The organism is Chimaeribacter arupi, assembly GCF_002858805.1.
Taxonomy (GTDB): Bacteria; Pseudomonadota; Gammaproteobacteria; order Enterobacterales; family Enterobacteriaceae; genus Chimaeribacter; species Chimaeribacter arupi.
On the sequence record NZ_PJZI01000034.1, the window covers coordinates 15,882 to 32,619 of the forward strand.

General features: G+C 47.8%; 19 protein-coding genes and 1 other RNA gene. 15 read left to right on the forward strand and 5 right to left on the reverse strand.

Features of this window, described 5'->3' with window-relative positions:
• The first annotated feature begins 50 nt into the window (after nucleotides 1-50).
• The 3 genes from nadK (at nucleotide 51) to bamE (ending at nucleotide 3,137) form a co-directional block, all read left to right on the forward strand.
• The gene (gene nadK / locus CYR52_RS17645; RefSeq protein WP_072930162.1) at nucleotides 51-929 is read left to right on the forward strand and encodes an NAD(+) kinase; all 879 of its coding nucleotides are present in this window, start codon (nucleotides 51-53) and stop codon (nucleotides 927-929) included.
• 86 nt (nucleotides 930-1,015) lie between these two features.
• Nucleotides 1,016-2,677 carry a DNA repair protein RecN gene (recN, locus tag CYR52_RS17650; RefSeq protein ID WP_072930160.1) on the forward strand — a complete coding sequence of 554 codons (1,662 nt, stop codon included), beginning with the start codon at nucleotides 1,016-1,018 and terminating at the stop codon, nucleotides 2,675-2,677.
• A gap of 112 nt (nucleotides 2,678-2,789) precedes the next feature.
• The gene (gene bamE, locus CYR52_RS17655) at nucleotides 2,790-3,137 is read left to right on the forward strand and encodes an outer membrane protein assembly factor BamE (protein WP_072930158.1); all 348 of its coding nucleotides are present in this window, start codon (nucleotides 2,790-2,792) and stop codon (nucleotides 3,135-3,137) included.
• Between the two features lie 67 nt (nucleotides 3,138-3,204).
• Here the strand turns inward: bamE and CYR52_RS17660 are convergent, their stop codons facing one another.
• On the reverse strand, nucleotides 3,205-3,489 hold the full coding sequence (locus tag CYR52_RS17660; protein WP_101829066.1) for an RnfH family protein: 285 nt from the start codon (nucleotides 3,487-3,489) through the stop codon (nucleotides 3,205-3,207).
• Complete coding sequence (locus tag CYR52_RS17665; protein WP_072930155.1) at nucleotides 3,482-3,916, reverse strand: type II toxin-antitoxin system RatA family toxin; 435 nt, start codon at nucleotides 3,914-3,916, stop codon at nucleotides 3,482-3,484. The genes CYR52_RS17660 and CYR52_RS17665 overlap by 8 nt, the downstream gene beginning before the upstream one ends.
• A 159-nt stretch (nucleotides 3,917-4,075) precedes the next feature.
• Between CYR52_RS17665 and smpB the strand changes: the two genes are divergently transcribed.
• The 6 genes from smpB (at nucleotide 4,076) to CYR52_RS22470 (ending at nucleotide 8,852) form a co-directional block, all read left to right on the forward strand.
• Nucleotides 4,076-4,558, forward strand: a complete 483-nt coding sequence (gene smpB, locus CYR52_RS17670; RefSeq protein WP_072930154.1) for an SsrA-binding protein SmpB — start codon at nucleotides 4,076-4,078, stop codon at nucleotides 4,556-4,558.
• Between the two features lie 49 nt (nucleotides 4,559-4,607).
• Nucleotides 4,608-4,972: a transfer-messenger RNA gene (ssrA, locus tag CYR52_RS17675) on the forward strand.
• 185 nt (nucleotides 4,973-5,157) lie between these two features.
• Nucleotides 5,158-6,345, forward strand: coding sequence for an integrase domain-containing protein (locus tag CYR52_RS17680; RefSeq protein WP_101829068.1), 1,188 nt, complete (start codon nucleotides 5,158-5,160; stop codon nucleotides 6,343-6,345).
• A 134-nt stretch (nucleotides 6,346-6,479) separates the two neighbouring features.
• Nucleotides 6,480-7,169 carry a DNA-methyltransferase gene (locus CYR52_RS17685; protein WP_101829069.1) on the forward strand — a complete coding sequence of 230 codons (690 nt, stop codon included), beginning with the start codon at nucleotides 6,480-6,482 and terminating at the stop codon, nucleotides 7,167-7,169.
• Nucleotides 7,170-7,180: 11 nt separating this feature from the next.
• Nucleotides 7,181-7,567 carry a hypothetical protein gene (locus CYR52_RS22465; protein ID WP_146001348.1) on the forward strand — a complete coding sequence of 129 codons (387 nt, stop codon included), beginning with the start codon at nucleotides 7,181-7,183 and terminating at the stop codon, nucleotides 7,565-7,567.
• A gap of 4 nt (nucleotides 7,568-7,571) precedes the next feature.
• A complete protein-coding gene (locus CYR52_RS22470) occupies nucleotides 7,572-8,852 on the forward strand; it encodes a DUF6575 domain-containing protein (protein ID WP_146001349.1) in 1,281 nt (426 codons plus the stop codon).
• Between the two features lie 96 nt (nucleotides 8,853-8,948).
• On the opposite strand, the gene CYR52_RS17690 is transcribed toward CYR52_RS22470, so the two are convergent.
• The 3 genes from CYR52_RS17690 to CYR52_RS17700 form a co-directional block, all read right to left on the reverse strand.
• Nucleotides 8,949-9,173, reverse strand: a complete 225-nt coding sequence (locus CYR52_RS17690) for a DUF2188 domain-containing protein (RefSeq protein WP_101829070.1) — start codon at nucleotides 9,171-9,173, stop codon at nucleotides 8,949-8,951.
• A gap of 406 nt (nucleotides 9,174-9,579) precedes the next feature.
• Nucleotides 9,580-9,750, reverse strand: a complete 171-nt coding sequence (locus tag CYR52_RS17695; RefSeq protein WP_101829071.1) for an ogr/Delta-like zinc finger family protein — start codon at nucleotides 9,748-9,750, stop codon at nucleotides 9,580-9,582.
• Complete coding sequence (locus CYR52_RS17700; RefSeq protein ID WP_101829072.1) at nucleotides 9,747-10,463, reverse strand: hypothetical protein; 717 nt, start codon at nucleotides 10,461-10,463, stop codon at nucleotides 9,747-9,749. The genes CYR52_RS17695 and CYR52_RS17700 overlap by 4 nt, the downstream gene beginning before the upstream one ends.
• Nucleotides 10,464-10,998: 535 nt before the next feature.
• On the opposite strand from CYR52_RS17700, the gene CYR52_RS17705 reads away from it, so the two are divergent.
• From CYR52_RS17705 to CYR52_RS17730, 6 genes are all read left to right on the forward strand, one after another.
• Complete coding sequence (locus CYR52_RS17705; RefSeq protein ID WP_101829073.1) at nucleotides 10,999-11,259, forward strand: helix-turn-helix transcriptional regulator; 261 nt, start codon at nucleotides 10,999-11,001, stop codon at nucleotides 11,257-11,259.
• 90 nt (nucleotides 11,260-11,349) lie between these two features.
• On the forward strand, nucleotides 11,350-11,877 hold the full coding sequence (locus CYR52_RS17710; RefSeq protein ID WP_101829074.1) for a host cell division inhibitor Icd-like protein: 528 nt from the start codon (nucleotides 11,350-11,352) through the stop codon (nucleotides 11,875-11,877).
• Nucleotides 11,874-12,143, forward strand: coding sequence for a hypothetical protein (locus CYR52_RS17715; protein WP_101829075.1), 270 nt, complete (start codon nucleotides 11,874-11,876; stop codon nucleotides 12,141-12,143). The genes CYR52_RS17710 and CYR52_RS17715 overlap by 4 nt, the downstream gene beginning before the upstream one ends.
• Nucleotides 12,130-12,471 carry a DUF5375 family protein gene (locus CYR52_RS17720; RefSeq protein ID WP_101829076.1) on the forward strand — a complete coding sequence of 114 codons (342 nt, stop codon included), beginning with the start codon at nucleotides 12,130-12,132 and terminating at the stop codon, nucleotides 12,469-12,471. Before CYR52_RS17715 ends, CYR52_RS17720 begins: the two co-directional genes overlap by 14 nt.
• 11 nt (nucleotides 12,472-12,482) lie before the next feature.
• Nucleotides 12,483-14,804 carry a primase-helicase zinc-binding domain-containing protein gene (locus CYR52_RS17725; RefSeq protein WP_101829077.1) on the forward strand — a complete coding sequence of 774 codons (2,322 nt, stop codon included), beginning with the start codon at nucleotides 12,483-12,485 and terminating at the stop codon, nucleotides 14,802-14,804.
• A 614-nt stretch (nucleotides 14,805-15,418) separates the two neighbouring features.
• Nucleotides 15,419-16,558 (forward strand): SEC-C domain-containing protein, encoded by a 1,140-nt coding sequence (locus CYR52_RS17730; protein ID WP_420912796.1) that lies wholly within the window; start codon nucleotides 15,419-15,421, stop codon nucleotides 16,556-16,558.
• The last annotated feature ends 180 nt before the right edge of the window (nucleotides 16,559-16,738 follow it).

The following is a 16,738-nucleotide window of genomic DNA, read 5'->3' on the forward strand; positions in this document are numbered from 1 at the left end:
ACCGTTCACAATGTGTGGGACAAAACCCCATACTGAGGACAAGTGAGACAATGAGTAATAAATTTGAGCGTATCGGCATCGTCGGCCATCCGCGCCATCCCTCTGCGCTGGCCACGCACGAAATGCTGTACCACTGGCTGCGCAGCAAGGGCTATGACGTCATTCTTGAGCGTCAGGTCGCGCGTGAGCTGAAACTGGAAGAGGCTGCTACCGGCACGCTGGCGGAGATCGGGCAACAGGCCGATCTGGCGGTGGTGGTGGGCGGCGACGGCAATATGCTCGGCGCAGCGCGCGTGCTGGCGCGTTATGACATCAAAGTAATTGGCGTAAACCGCGGCAATCTCGGCTTTCTGACCGACCTCGATCCGGACAATGCCCAGCAGCAGCTCGCCGATGTGCTGGAGGGCCATTACCTGGATGAGCAGCGCTTCCTGCTGGAAGCCCAGGTCAGGGGCCGCAATGGCCATAGCCGGATCGGCACCGCGATCAATGAAGTGGTGTTGCACCCCGGCAAAGTGGCGCACATGATCGAATTTGAGGTCTACATTGATGACCGCTTCGCATTTTCCCAACGTTCGGACGGCCTGATCATCTCCACGCCAACCGGCTCCACCGCCTATTCCCTCTCCGGCGGCGGCCCGATCCTGACCCCGACGCTTGACGCCATTGCGCTGGTGCCGATGTTCCCGCATACCCTGTCAGCGCGCCCGCTGGTGATCAACAGCAGCAGCACGATCCACCTGAAATTTTCGCAAATCAGCAGCGATCTGGAGATCAGCTGCGACAGCCAGATTGCCCTGCCCATCCAGGAGGGAGAAGAGGTGATGATCCGCCGCAGCGCCTTCCACCTGAATTTAATCCACCCTAAAGACTACAGCTATTTCAACACATTGAGCACCAAACTCGGCTGGTCAAAAAAATTGTTCTGAAAAGCGCATTCCCTACTTTACTGGATATAATTCCAGATTATACTGTACGCAATTACAGCTCTGTAGTTATGTACAGGAAGGTGGCTATGCTGGCTCAACTCACTATCAGTAACTTTGCAATTGTCCGTGAGCTGGACATTGATTTTCAGACAGGAATGACCGCAATCACCGGTGAAACCGGTGCAGGTAAGTCGATTGCAATTGATGCGCTGGGCCTGTGCCTGGGTAGCCGCGCGGATGGCAGCATGGTGCGTAACGGCGCGGCCCGTGCCGATCTGTGTGCCCGCTTTACCCTGGCCGATACCCCTTCCGCCCGTGACTGGCTGGCCGAAAACCAACTGGATGAAGGCAGTGAATGCCTGTTACGCCGTACTATCGGTGCCGATGGCCGCTCACGCGGTTTTATCAACGGTACGCCGGTGCCCCTCTCCCAGCTGCGTGAGCTGGGCCAGCATCTCATCCAGATCCACGGCCAGCACGCGCATCAGCTGCTGCTGCGCCCGGAGCACCAGAAATCGTTGCTGGATGCCTACGCGGACGAGCCGCTGCTGCTGGCCTCCATGCGCAGTGCCTACCAGGAATGGCACCAGAGCTGCCGCGCCCTGGCGCAACATCAACAACTGATGAGCGAGCGTGAATCCCGCCGCCAGCTGCTGCACTACCAACTGAAAGAGCTGAACGAATTCTCCCCGGTTATGGGCGAGTATGAGCAAATTGACAGTGAGTACAAACGCCTGGCCAACAGCGGACAACTGCTCTCGCTGAGCCAGCAGACGCTCTATCTTCTGGCAGACGGCGATGACCAGAACATTCTCAGCCAGCTCTACACCGCGAAAAACCAGCTGGGCGAACTGGCAGAACTCGATGAGAAAATGGGAGAGCTGCTTTCCATGCTGGAAGAAGCCTCTATCCAGATCAGTGAAGCCAGTGATGAATTGCGCCATTACAGCCAGCGTCTGGACCTTGACCCAAACCGCCTCTATGAGCTGGAACAACGCCTGTCACGCCAGCTGTCGCTGGCACGCAAGCACCGTGTTTCGCCGGAAGAGTTGCCGCTGCTCTACCAGCAATTGCTGGATGAACAACAGGCGCTGGACGATCAGGAAAACAGTCAGGCAGAGCTGAGCGAGGCGGTAACCCGCCATCACCGCAAAGCGGCCGGGATTGCCGCCCAGTTGAGTGAAAAACGCCGTGCCTATGCGGATGAACTCACTACCCTGATTACCCAGAGTATGCAGGCGCTCTCTATGCCGCACGGTAAATTCCAGATCAACATTCACTTTAATCCGGAACACCTGAGCGCAGAGGGAGCGGACCAGATTGAATTCCAGGTCACGACCAACCCTGGCCAACCGTTGCAGGCGTTGGCTAAAGTGGCATCCGGGGGTGAGCTCTCGCGTATTGCGCTGGCTATCCAGGTGATTACCGCCCGTAAGATGGATACCCCGGCCCTGATCTTCGATGAAGTAGATGTGGGTATCAGTGGCCCGACGGCTGCCATTGTCGGCAAGCTGCTGCGCCAGTTGGGCGAATCTGCCCAGGTGATGTGTGTGACCCACCTGCCGCAGGTCGCGGGCTGTGGGCACCAGCACTACTTCGTCAGTAAACAAACCGATGGTGAAGCGACGGAAACCACCATGGTGCGGCTGGATAAACGCGCCCGTCTGCAAGAATTGGCCCGCCTGCTGGGCGGCAGTGAAGTCACGCGGAACACGCTGGCCAACGCCAAAGAGTTGCTGGCTGCATAGAAAAGTTAACTTTTTTACTTTCCTGTGGTCATACAGGGGCCCCGTAAAGGTTCCCAACTGCCGTAAGGTTTATTATTATCGGCATCTTATGCCCTAAAGGAATGTGATTACTATGCGCTGTAAATTGCTGACTGCCGCCGCTGTGGTTCTTGTGATGCTAACCGCAGGCTGTTCAACACTGGAAAAGGTGGTTTACCGGCCTGACATCAATCAGGGGAACTACTTGTCTCCCGCTGACGTCGCCAAGGTTCATACCGGCATGACTAAGCAGCAAGTGGCTTATGTTTTGGGTACGCCGATGTTGCAAGACCCATTCGGGAATAACACCTGGTTCTATGTTTTCCGTCAGCAACCAGGGCATGAAGATGTCTCACAACAGACACTGACACTGACCTTTGACAGCAATGGCGTTCTGACCAACATGGATAACAAAGCCACACTGACAGGCCAGAAAGACTGACAGTGGCCAATCAGGCTATCATGGTTGTCCCATGCTGAAGATGATAAAAAAGGTGCCATTTGGCACCTTATTTTTTTGCCCGCTCTGCGCGCTGGCGGCGAAGCTCTTTGGGGTCAGCTATCAGTGGCCGGTAAATTTCAACCCGATCCCCGTCGCTGACGCTGTCCGCCAGTTTGACCGGCCGGCTATAGATGCCGACTTTATTGACGGCCAAATCTATCTCCGTGCGTTGTTCCAGAATGCCGGACGCCATAATAGCCTGCTCTACACTGCTGCCCTCTTCCAGCGTCACGCTGCGAAGGTACTGGCGTTCCGGCAGGGCATACACCACCTCGACACGGATCTCAGGCACTGTAGACCTCTTTGGCGCGTTGCGTAAATGCCTGAACCATGCTGCCCGCCAACTCTTTAAAGACCCGGCCAAACGCCAGTTCAATCAGTTTGTTAGTGAACTCAAAATCCAGGTTAAACTCGATCTTGCAGGCTTCCGGGCTGAGTGGGATAAAATGCCATCCCCCCATCAGCTTGCGGAAAGGCCCATCAACCAGGTGCATCTTAATGCTTTGGTTACTGGAGAGCAGATTGCGTGTGGTAAAGGTTTTGCTGATGCCCGCTTTCGCAACGTCGACGGCCGCCATCATCTCGGTCGGTCCCTCGGCCAATACCCGGCTACCGGTGCAGCCTGGCAAAAATTCCGGATAGGAATTAACATCGTTTACCAACTGGTACATTTGCTCAGCGCTGAAGGGCACCAACGCAGAACGGCTGATCTGAGGCATATCATTTCCTGTGTGTCTAAAACGTACAGATAATAACATTTATCTGCCCTGTGACAAAAAACTGCTTACCCTGAAAAGCTCAGATGAGCATAAAAAGGCTAAGCGCTTCTGGCCTAAGGCATTTCATTCGCCACACCATGCGGTATAATAACGACCACTATGACTAAGAAAAAAGCACATAAACCCGGTTCCGCGACCATTGCGATGAACAAGCGCGCCCGCCACGAATACTTCATCGAAGAAGAGATCGAGGCCGGTCTTGCTTTGCAAGGATGGGAAGTTAAATCGCTGCGTGCTGGTAAAGCCAACCTCAGTGACAGCTACGTCGTTTTCCGCGATGGCGAAGCGTTTCTGTTTGGTGCCACCATTACGCCGCTCAACGTTGCCTCCTCACATGTGGTGTGTGAACCTATGCGCACCCGTAAATTGCTGCTTAACCGCAAAGAGCTGAGTTCTCTGTTCGGTGCGGTAAACCGCGATGGGTACACCATTGTGGCGCTGTCTCTTTACTGGAAAAACGCCTGGACGAAAGTCAAAATCGGCCTGGCTAAAGGTAAAAAAGAGCACGATAAGCGCGAAGACACGCGCGCGCGTGAGTGGCAGGTAGACAAAGCCCGTATCATGAAAAATGCAAACCGTTAAGTGACTGGCGTTGCATGGTAAAGTTCTGGTATACTTACCGATAGTACTTGGGGCTGATTCTGGATTCGACGGGATTTGCGAAACCCAAGGTGCATGCCGAGGTGCGGTAGGCCTCGCTAAAAAACCGCAAAAAAATAGTCGCAAACGACGAAAACTACGCTTTAGCAGCTTAATAACCTGCTGAGAGCCCTCTCTCCCTAGCCTCCGCTCTTAGGACGGGGATCAAGAGAGGTCAAACCCAAAAGAGATCGCGTGGAGACCTAGCTTGGGGTTGAAGCGTTAAAACGAATCAAGCTAGTTTGTTAGTGGCGTGTCCATCCGCAGCTGACAGGCGAATGTAAAGATTGGACTAAGCATGTAGTACCGACGGCGTAGTAATTTCGGACGGGGGTTCAAATCCCCCCAGCTCCACCACATTATGTTCCGGCACTGTCCGGGAAAGTCCTGAAAGCCCGCATCCCACCTAGGTTTGCGGGCTTTTTTGTGTCTGTAATCATCCGAGGTGATCTAGCCAAATCCAGAGTTTATTGGCCTACGTTTAGGCCTACGTTATGATATGGGCCTAAAACGTAGGCCTAAAACATGGACGAACCCTCTGGATGCCAAGAGTTGCCCGACCCCTCACCAATACTGAAGTACAGAAAGCGCGTACTACTGACAAAGAACTTAGTCTGCATGATGGAGACGGCCTGTTCCTGATCGTCAAACCTAGTGGTAAAAAATCATGGCGCTTTCGTTATCTCCGCCCAGGCATTAAAAAACGAACGACCATCTCTTTAGGCAACTACCCTGCCCTATCACTAGCTGATGCCCGACAACTTAGAGCCGATCATCTGGCGATGTTAGTAAAGGACATTGACCCCCAGCAAAAAGTTGCCCAAGAGGCCGAGCAAGCTCAGATAGCTGTTGAAAGTCTGTTCATCAACGTCGCTAAAAGTTGGTTTGAGTTGAAGCGTAAGAGTGTTTCGGAAGAGCACGCTAAAGACATCTGGCGATCCTTAGAAAAGGATGTACTGCCATCTTTAGAGAGCGTCCCTATCCAGGAATTGAAAGCACGCATACTGATCCAGACGCTAGAGCCAATCCGTGCACGTGGTGCATTGGAAACAGTACGGCGCTTAGTTCAGCGTATCAATGAGATCATGACCTATGCGGTCAATACGGGGCTGATTGATGCGAACCCCGCATCAGGTATTGGTAAAGCATTTGAGAAGCCTCAGAAGCTTAATATGCCTACCATACGGCCTGAAGAATTGCCTAAGCTGATGCGCTCGCTTTCGATGTCTAACCTCTCTCTTCAAACGCGCTGTTTAATAGAATGGCAACTGCTTACCCTGGTGCGCCCTGCTGAAGCCGCTGGCACGCGTTGGGATGAGATTGATTTGGAGAAAAGGCTATGGACTATCCCTGCGGAACGCATGAAGGCTAAGCGGGAGCATATAGTGCCTTTACCAAAACAGGCTATTGCAATTCTTGATTTTATGCTACCAATCAGTGGAAATCGGGAGCATGTATTTCCTAGCCGTAATAATCCTAAAGAAGCTATGAATAGCCAGACTGCCAATGCTGCAATAAAAAGAATAGGTTATGGGGGTAGATTAGTTGCTCATGGCCTTCGCGCTATCGCAAGTACCGCTCTAAATGAAGCGGATTTTAACTCAGATCTTATAGAGGCCGCTTTAGCTCATATTCATAAAAACGAGGTGCGTCGGGCCTATAATCGTTCAACATATCTTCAACAACGAAAAGAGCTGATGACTTGGTGGGGAAACTTTGTATATCTATGATATTTTAGTAATTTCCACCCCTAATATCATAGACTTATTTTTTAATATCCTGATATTTATGGAATTTATAGTTCATTGATTCTCTATAGGTTTAACTGTATAAATATACAATAAAAAACCTAATAGGACTTTACATGTTACAAATACCTAGCAGCCAATCTACCTTATGTTTATATAACCAAGACGCTGTAGAATGGCTCAGATCAATACCAAATGAATCTATAGATCTTTTGATTACTGATCCTCCCTATGAATCACTTGAGAAACATAGAAAGATAGGAACGACAACCAGATTAGCTATAAGCAAAAGCTCTAGTAATCAATGGTTTAAAATTTTCCCGAACGAAAGATTTGAAGAATTATTCACGGAAATTTATAGAGTTTTAAAAAAAAATACACATTTTTATCTTTTTTGTGATCAAGAAACAGCTTTTTTTGTTAAGCCCATAGCTGAAAGAGCAGGATTCAGGTTTTGGAAGCCAATCGTTTGGGATAAAGTGCGTTTGGGAATGGGTTATCATTATAGAGCTAGGTATGAATTTATACTTTTCTTCGAAAAAGGGAAGCGTAAATTGAACGATCTATCCATACCTGATGTGCTTGCTGTACCTCGCGTAAACAAAGGTTACCCTACGGAAAAACCAGTTCTTTTACTAGAAATTTTAGTAAAACAAAGTACTATTGAAGGGGAATTAATATGCGATCCATTTATGGGCGCATGCTCTACCGGTGTAGCCTCCCTAAATTTGAATCGTAGGTTTTTTGGTAATGACCTTAGCGATTATGCATTAGAAATTAGTAGGGAAAGGCTTAACATCATCTAAAAGGAGAATTAATGGACTACTCAGCATATCCTTGGCCTGATGACTTTAACCTAGATTATGTTCCCCCTAGCGATGCTATAGATGCAGCTGGTGATGCATATAGATTAGTTAAAGCCAAAGCTCCATGTGCAGATGATTTTGTTGGTCATAATAAAGAGCCTTTTTGTAAAAAAAAGGCTTGCGACCCTGCTGATTTCGGAACCTCAATGTATAGAGAACATCAAAAAATCAAAGACTTACAAAGGATGTTTAAAGCATTGCGCAGGAAGTTCATAGCTTATGGATCATTAGAGCCTCTACACGGTCAAATGCAACCTGAGCCAGACGAAAATTCTCATTTTGAGACCTGGTTAAGGCTTAATACTGGCATAGAAAATAATTTCAAAGTTTTGGAATAATTATATGTATTACTTACCTAAAACGGAAAAACTTGGAAATCTGGAGTTAATAAAAACTTATAGTTTTTATGATGTCCCTCGACTATTTATTGTTTTTTCTAAAAAACTAAATAAAAACTATTTAGTTCATTGGGCTGATGAGGAGGATACTGCCGACATTTGGTATTATGTTGCAATCAATAATGAAGAAATAGAAAGAGTAGAACAAAGCAAAATCCAAATTAGAGATGTATTCCTGTATAAATCAGTTATTAAAATTGTAACACCTTTTGATGAAGATAAAGAGGCGAAATTTTCAGTATTGAATAACCGTGATATTGATATTGAAGCGCTTCCGCCCTTTGGTTTTTCTATTACAAAGGACAGCCTGGGTAATTTTAATTTAATTGAGAAGAAAATTGAAGATTTTTATTTCAATGATAATCAACATGAAATAAGGATTTTTCATAAAAAGCCCTCTAAGAAAATCGAGTGGCAACCCGTTCAAAGAATAATTAATTCATGGTCTAACCTTTATGATTCAATCACTGCATCTCTTAAATTAAAGGATACTTCTTTAGTACCGCAAGCTGCAGAAACAGGATCTTATAAAGTGCTATTTTCAGCAAATCATAATAGTGAGCTTTTAGTAAACTCTATAAATTTATTTAATTATATAAAAAAGAATGAAATTCAGAAATTGATTAACACGAATTTCAATCTAGAAGCTATTGAAGACCTTTTGTCAGCTTTAAAAGAATATGGCTTAAAGTTTGAAATCCGATCAAATACTGGAGCCACATTATCTGTAATTGATTTTGAAGAAATAGATAATATTGAAGAAAAAATAACAGAGTATAATCAAACTGTTATTCCTAGCAGCAAAGTTCCTCAAGCTGATGAATTATCTAGACTTATTACATTTGTGAAGAAAATTTCCGAAAATCAGCCATTTACAGCAGAAACAGAAAACATTACTCCAAGACAAATTAATTATTATAAAACGGCAGCAGGCCTCTTAGGCTTGATTAAATCTCATAGTCTTATTCTAACCCCCCTGGGTTGGAAGCTTGCTAATACAGATAGTACTCATCAGGCTTATGATTTATTAGCTGAGAGTTTTGAGAATTCTGAGTGTGGCTGGGCATGGTTGAAATATGATAATAAGAAAAAAATAATTGAAGTAAATCCAGAAACTGCCACTAATTTTCTTTTGGAGAAATCCATGGGTCTTAGTGAAGCTACCGCTAAAAGAAGAGCTTCAACCTTAAGAAGGTGGATTGAAGATTTCAAAACTTACCTTTGAATGTAGGCCAGCGAAACCTGCTGGCCTAGAGCAAAAATCAACCAACATTTTTATGTACCTTTGAATAAAAATTAAAAAATTTACTGTATTAAAATATTATCCTTTCGACTCTTTAGGGTCATCTTTCCTTTGGTATGTCCTTTCTTCCTGAATAGTGCCATTTTCATTATGTATTTTGACAGTTCCGGTCTTACCTTTCATAAAACTCTGCATCTCCTGTATTATTTCCTTTTTAGTAGAAGCTGTTTTACTTGCAATTTTATTTCCTTCTTTTCTCAACTTCCATTCCCCACCATCTTTTGTTATATGATACCTATCCATTGTAATTACCTCTCTATGTTTTCATATTTTATATAGTAATTATAGCTTAGAAATTCAAGGCCCTGTATTAACGGTCGACAAAAGAATTTTTAATATCATGCGCGCAATGCTATCCCCTCCTCGCCTGCCCGCTTTATGCAGCGTTTTTCATGCAACTGCATAGCCATGCCGGAGCCACGCCCGGTATGGCTTTGTTGTTCTCTAATCCACATCTTTACTGCATGCAAATCCATGCACTCTAGGCATGCATGGCTCTTTCAACTATAGGCTAGCCAGAAAAAGGTCTTTCACAAACAAGTAGCGGCCATACAAAAGCCGCTGTGCTTCCAGCGGCTGTTGAGGTTGATAGGCTGCATAAAGGGGCCTGCCCACTTAAGAAATGCTTAATTTCTGCATGGCCCCTGGCTTAGCTCGGTTGAGATGGCGCAGTGATGATCTTTGCAATGCTCTCGTTGGTTTTGAATGTGCAGGAGCACTCCAAGTTTGTGCACTGGTGATAACGCTCTTTCACCTGCGCAGACATATAGCGACTCGATTTGGTATGCGCTGAGCTTTTGCAATACGGGCAATGCATCATTGCTGAGCACCTTTCTCAATTGCCTTACGCTTTTCTTCCAGAGCAGTAAATCGCTGACTGCGTTTTATAGGGCTGTTATAGAGCATCATATCCACTCCAGTCAGGGCCGGACGCCGGATACCAATGTTTTCAAGCACTGGGGCTTCTTCCAGTGCGTTATCAGGCAATGCAATCGCTGCATCAATCAATACTTTACCTACCAGTTCTGCAACGTCTTTTACGGGGTTACGATCTTCACCGACAAACGAGCGGGAAATATACTCACGCTGTAGACGCAACTTAATTGCCCAGAGTAAAGACGGGCTGACATTGCGCACTGCCGATTGCCAATGGACATCAGCAAACTCAGTGAACACTGAACGATGAGAGGCAACATACTTTTCTCCGCTCGTGCAGCAGCTCAGCATGGCGGCTTCTTTATCAATCTCCAGCTCTTCCAGGAGACCATTAAACTCATCTGCTAATTCGCGGCTGGCGATACGCTGGGCGTGTTCAGCACGCAATTCGTCGGTAAGGTTACCGCGTAGAGTTCGAAAACGCGTGCGCCAGTTGCTTTCCGCTTCTTTCCCCGCCTCAATTGCCGCCTGACGCTCTTTTTCACAGCGGTCAATATCGGCGCAGATACTGTTGTACTGCCTCATCTTCTCGGTATGAGTGGCGCGGGCTTGCTCAAAATCCATCAGTAAAGTCGGTGCCTGTTCTTGGGTGTTCATGGTCTTACTCATCGTCTGTAAAGGATGAGGCCATTCTGCTGCGTACCACAGGACAAATCATTTCATTAATTCTTGCCTATCGCTCAGCAAACAGAGGATGTAGGCGCGCCATCCCTGAATTTGAATTTCTATCTTTTATAAGACTATTCACTACTGTTCATCCAAGATAAAAATATAGAAAATACAATAAGTAACAATATGAACAGTTGGTTTCTAACTCTTCACCTACTCTTCATAAGTCTTCACAGGGCTTTAATACGGCTTTTTCTGGCGAGCCTTTCTTTGAAATATTTTTCTATTAAAAAAGCAATTTATATTCTAAAAAGTAATTGGATTTACTCAGAATGTACTCAGCTACACTACGTTGCACCATATTCAACAATATTCAACAACAGCTTGTTTTTTCAACTTAAAATCGTAATCAGTGAGTGATTAAGGGTTGTTTACAAGCCCGAAAATATTCTCAAAATAGGGGGTTATTCCAAGACACAACCGGTAGCAGGCGATGCCGACCGGATACAAATGAGATAACGCCATGTATGCAATTCTTCCCTCTTCAACTCCAGCAAACCTTCATGCTCAAGAAGTCTCATACCCGCGTGATCGCTTCATGCGTCTGCCGGAGGTCATCAATATTTGTGGCCTGTCTCGCTCTACGATTTACGATTTAATCAGCCGTGAGAGGTTCCCTTCCCAAATTTCTCTTGGCGGCAAAAATGTTGCCTGGCTGGCCTCAGAAATTGATAACTGGATGCAGACACGTATCGCCGCACGCGTTCAGGTAGGGCAGGCATGAGCAAAATGACAAACAGGCAAGCAGATCATTTCCGATCAAATCCTCCGCAGTCCGATCACATCCTGATCGATCATGTAGGGAGAAGCGGCCATGCGTGAAAAAAGCCTTTTCTCTGGCAAGCCTGAACGCTATAGTTTTTCCGCTGCCGCAAAATCGGCAGCCGGGCGTAGGAACCCGAGTTACTTATTGGCGACACAACACGCGTCGAGCGTGTTTTTTTTCGTCGTTGCCTCAGTGCATCCATTTTTTGCACAGCGGAATTCATGCCGCTGGTGCTGTCAGATAATGGTGGCTCAGGCGGGGCAGCCTTCGGGCTGGCCGGTTTCCAATAAGGCCGGTATTCCTACCCCCGTCTGGGCTACCACCCCTGAGCGTAGGAACTCTGGTGGTAGCTGTTATTGCTACTTATTGGAGGCTGCCCTAATGGCTACGATCCTTATATCTTCTCGCCCTGAATTTACCTTTATTTTTGCCGCGATTCGCCGCGCCGACAGTGCTTCACGTCCCTGCATGCTGCGCACGGTGGCTGATGATGAGCATGCGGCACGCCGTGTGTTTTCCCGTGACTACATCCTGGCATTTGCAGGCCGCTTGTCACATCAGGCGGGGGTTGCATGAATACTCTGGCCGCACGATATAACCAAACCAGCCACTATCCCATTCCACACGCGGATTTTCTGCGCTTACAGCATGCACACTGCGTAGGCGTAACTGTCCTGGACATGATGGAAAGGCTGAACACTCTTGATGTACGTAAAACGCCTGACGAACAAGGGCTGGCGTCTGTGGTGGCTTTGCTCACTGATCAACTTGGCAAGGTAGTTAATACCTGTGAGTCGTTGATGTTTGCTGACACGGGGAGCGCTGCGCATGGCAACATCTAATTCTGTCTATCTGCCTATTGAAGTACGCACCGCTATTTATCGACATGCTATCGCGCAGGGTTATCTCAATGCCTGTACGCATTACGGCCTGTGCGTGGCCGCCTCACTCGATGAGTTGCAGATGCGCATCGCTTTAGAGCTGGAAAGCTATTACGTGACTAAATATGGTCTGCAAACCGGCATGGAAATGGCCTGCACTATGTTAAGTGAAATGGTGCAGCCCGATGTGCTGACCGCACCGCCACGCCTGACCCATCTTGGCGAGAAGCTGATGGATGAACTGTTTTGCAGCCGCCTTGCAGCGGCACGCACTACCCCGCTGCATTAAGGATGCATACCATGAAGCAAATCGTAACCGACACCGTTCGAGCGGCAGTCGGCCAGTGGCCGCAACTTCTGCCCGCGCTGGGCATTCATATCAACGCCGCCGGTAAGCATACGCCTTGCCCACTTTGCGGCGGCAAAGACCGTTTTCGTTTTGATAACCAGGCCGGGCGCGGTACCTGGATGTGTAATCAGTGCGGGGCCGGGGACGGTCTAAACCTGGTAGAGAAAGCCCTTGAAGTCAGCACCAAAGAAGCTGCCGGAAAGGTGGCGACGCTTCTCGGTACACTGCCGATCATATCGGTCAGTATGCCGCTACAAGCCGAACAGGATAAAGCAGCCCGACAGCTTGAGGCCGCTCAGCAAGCCAGGCAATTAGTCGATGCCGGTGCTTACCAGAAAGATAACGCCTATTTAGTCGGTAAGGGGCTGTCACATACTCAGACCCTTACTCTGCGAGGCAAAACCGTGCGCGTTGGCGGTATCACTTATCATCCCGGTGATGTGCTGTTACCGCTCAACGATAGGTATGATGAGACCGTAAACATACAACTGATTAATGCCGATGGTGAAAAGCGCACATTGTCGGGCGGTCAGGTAAAGGGCGCGTTTCACCGACTCGGCCACTCTGACGGCAGGGTGTTATGGCTGACCGAAGGTTACGCGACAGGTCTGACCGTACATCACCTTACCGGTGATACGGTATATGTTGCGCTCAGCGCTAACAATCTACCCAGCCTGGCGCTGCTGCTGCGTGAACAGCATCCTGATGCGCTGATGTTGATAGCAGCGGATAACGATGTGAACGATACCGGCCAAAGCAAAGCCGAAGAAGCGGCGCAACTGTGCGACGGCAAACCAGCGTTGCCGCCGGTAATGGGTGACTGGAATGATGTATTCCAGGCACAGGGCAGCCTTGCTACACAAACCATGCTGGCCGCCTTTACCCAGCCTGAGAATAAAAGCCCATTTGATTCCGTCAGTGATGCCGACCTGAAAGCCATGAGCGCCAGTGAAAAGGCTGAATTGTTGGCACAGCACTACGGCAATACGCTGGCCGTGCCGCCGGTAGGAGAAGAACTGTGCCGCTATGAGCAAGGCGCATGGCAAGTATTACCGCACCGTCAACTTAGTCGCGAGATTGCCGCACTCTTCCAAAAGGTACGCGCCCCATTCTCGGCGTCAGGCATTAACAGTATTCTCGATACACTTAAACTGATGGTGCCGCAGATGGGCGAGCCTGCCCGCCGCCTGATAGGTTTTCGTAATGGCGTCTTTGATACGGTGACCGGCAGCTTTAATCCGCACCGCAAAGAGCACTGGCTGCGTACCGTAAATAGCGTTGACTACTCTGCCCCAAAACCGGGTGAAAACCTCACCGACCATGCGCCGCACTTCTGGCAGTGGTTAACGCGAGCCGCCGGGCGCAATCACGACAAACAAGAGCGTATCCTCGCGGCGTTATTTATGGTGCTGGCAAACCGCTATGACTGGCAGATGTTCCTGGAGGTAACCGGCCCCGGCGGCAGCGGTAAAAGTGTGATGGCGGCTATCGCCACCCTGCTGGCCGGTAAGGACAACACCACCTCGGCGACTATCGACACGCTGGAGTCGTCACGCGATCGCGCATCCGTGGTGGGCTTCTCGCTGATTATTCTGCCTGACCAGGAGAAGTGGAGCGGTGACGGTGCGGGCATCAAAGCCATTACCGGCGGTGATGCCGTAGCTATCGACCCGAAATACCGCGATGCGTATTCCGCACATATTCCGGCGGTCATTCTGGCTGTAAACAATAACCCGATGCGCTTTAGTGACCGCAGCGGTGGCGTCTCCCGCCGCCGGGTTATCCTACCGTTCCCGGATGCCATCCCGACCAATGAGCGTGACCCGCAATTGTTGGACAAAATTAGCCAGGAGTTGCCGGTAATAGTGCGTCACCTGATGCAGCGTTTTGCCGAACCGAACGAGGCGCGCACGCTGTTGCAGGCACAGCAGACCTCCGGCGAAGCGCTCGACATTAAGCGCAGCGCTGATCCATTGGTTGATTTCTGTGGTTACCTGATGCCGTTGAGCACGCCGAACGGGCTGTATATCGGCAATGCCAACATCAGACCGATAAACCCGCGCCGCTATCTCTATCACGCGTACTTGTCATTTATGGAGTCACGCGGTCATCAGCACCCTATGAGCCTGACGGCATTCGGATTGGCAGTGCCACAGACGCTTAAAGAGTTTGAGAAAGAGTTACTCAAGCGCAAAACCAATAACGGCATTCAAACCAACCTAACGCTGCACGATGACAGCGAGTCTGACTGGCTGCCCAAATGCGAGGTATGATAACCACACAAACCAGAAACCGGCTTAGGCCGGTTTTTTTATGGGCTGAAGATGATGAGTAATCACTATGATGTGATGAGTTGTGGATACATCAGAGAATAGTAATCACTATTTAATTTATTGAATTTTATGCATAAATTTAAAAAAGTGACTAGTGTGATGAGTTTCTAAGGAAATCTTTGTAGTTAACGGCGTTGCAGAACACGTCTTGCAGGCTTTATGTTCGGAAAAAGAATAATTACTTTGATTCAGGCTATTGTTGAATGTCGCAACTCCTATTTTGCCTGGCGGCTATATGCCAAGAGCGGATATTGCTCATGTTACATTTAGCCTACGGATATTGGTCATTAATGCGGGTTGATGTTGTATTGTCATGAGTGATCAACCTCAGGCTGAGGGCGGGACTCACTTATATTCGCGTGTCCACTATTGATGGGTAAGATTATGTATCTATGAATCCTCCGCACATAGGCAACTCCTGATTTGAGAATAGAGAGGGATAATGATGCTAGAAAGATTTAATGCTGAGCATGTTGCAGGTGATCTTTTAGCTGCAGGAGTGGTAAATTATACCTATTTTTAGTGAACATTTTTTGTCAGAGAGCATTAATTTCATGGAAAACGATAAGGTGAAGTTAGGAAGAAATGATAAGTGCTGGTGCAACTCAGGACTTAAGTATAAAAAGTGCCATCTCGATCGAGATCGTGAAATACCGGTATCCAAAGCCGAAGCCCTGAAATTTTCAAAGTCTAATTCACAGAGAAAGGCGTGTTATGCGCCAGCATCCATGCACGAAGATTGTGATAAACGCATCGTTCAGGCGCACACGCTGTCTAAAAGCAGTAGCCTTAAGGCGATCGCCGACCCTAGTAATCATGTCATGGGGGTGGTAATGAACCTTCCGAGCCTGATGAGAAACAACGGAAGATGGGTTCCCGAGAAGATCGGTATCAATCAGGCATCCACTTTTACCGGATTTTGTGCAGTTCACGACAGAATCTTATTTTCATGTCTAGAGAACGAAAAATTTACAGGCACAGACGAGCAGTGTTTTGCCCTAATGTTTCGTTCGTTGTCTAAAGAAATTTACGCCAAGGAGGGGGGGTGGCGGTCTTCCGATTTTGCTAAAAAAGCCGATAAAGGAAAGTTACAGGCCGAACAGGTCTATATTCAGGAATTTGTCAGACTGCATCAAAGCGGTTTGAATGCAGCAATGACTGAACTAAATAATCTTAAAACTAACCTCGACCGCATTCTGCTTAGCAGACAGTTTTCAGAAATTGAAAGTGTTATCTTCACTTTTTCAGAACCATTGCCCATTGCGGTATCATCAATTCTTTCACCGGAAAGGGATTTCGATGGGGCTAAAATTCAGGATTTGAACAATCTTACCGTGTCGACGGAGCAGGTCTGCTTCAATGCTTTTTCCAGCGAAGGTAACGGATATGTAGTGTTCAGCTGGCTGGGAACTTCAACAATTATCAGACGTTTTGTGCGGTCACTGATTAAGACTCCAACTGACAGGATTTTCAACACTCTCCTGTATTTTTTCTTCGCAAAAGCTGAAAATACATACTCATCTCCTGAGTGGTGGGACAGCCTCAGTAATAAACAGCGAGAAAATATCGGCAATATGATTATGTCGGGTGTTGAATTTTTTGGTAGCCCTACATCACGGGTCGATCATTCCATTGATTATAACGCTGCTGCGCTTGTAGAGATAAGATGCAGCAATAGCGAGATTTCCAGTTGAATGTTTTCAAGCCATTAGAAAAATCGGGCTAATCAGTCGTTCCGAGATTATAACGATAAGATAGCACAGCCTGCTTGCTGCCAGTTCGGCATCTTTGCCGAAAAACTTATGTAAGCAGCTGATTTCCACTTAAGCGGAGGTTATCAGGTTAGGGATGCTATCTGCAGATGAGTTCTAGTA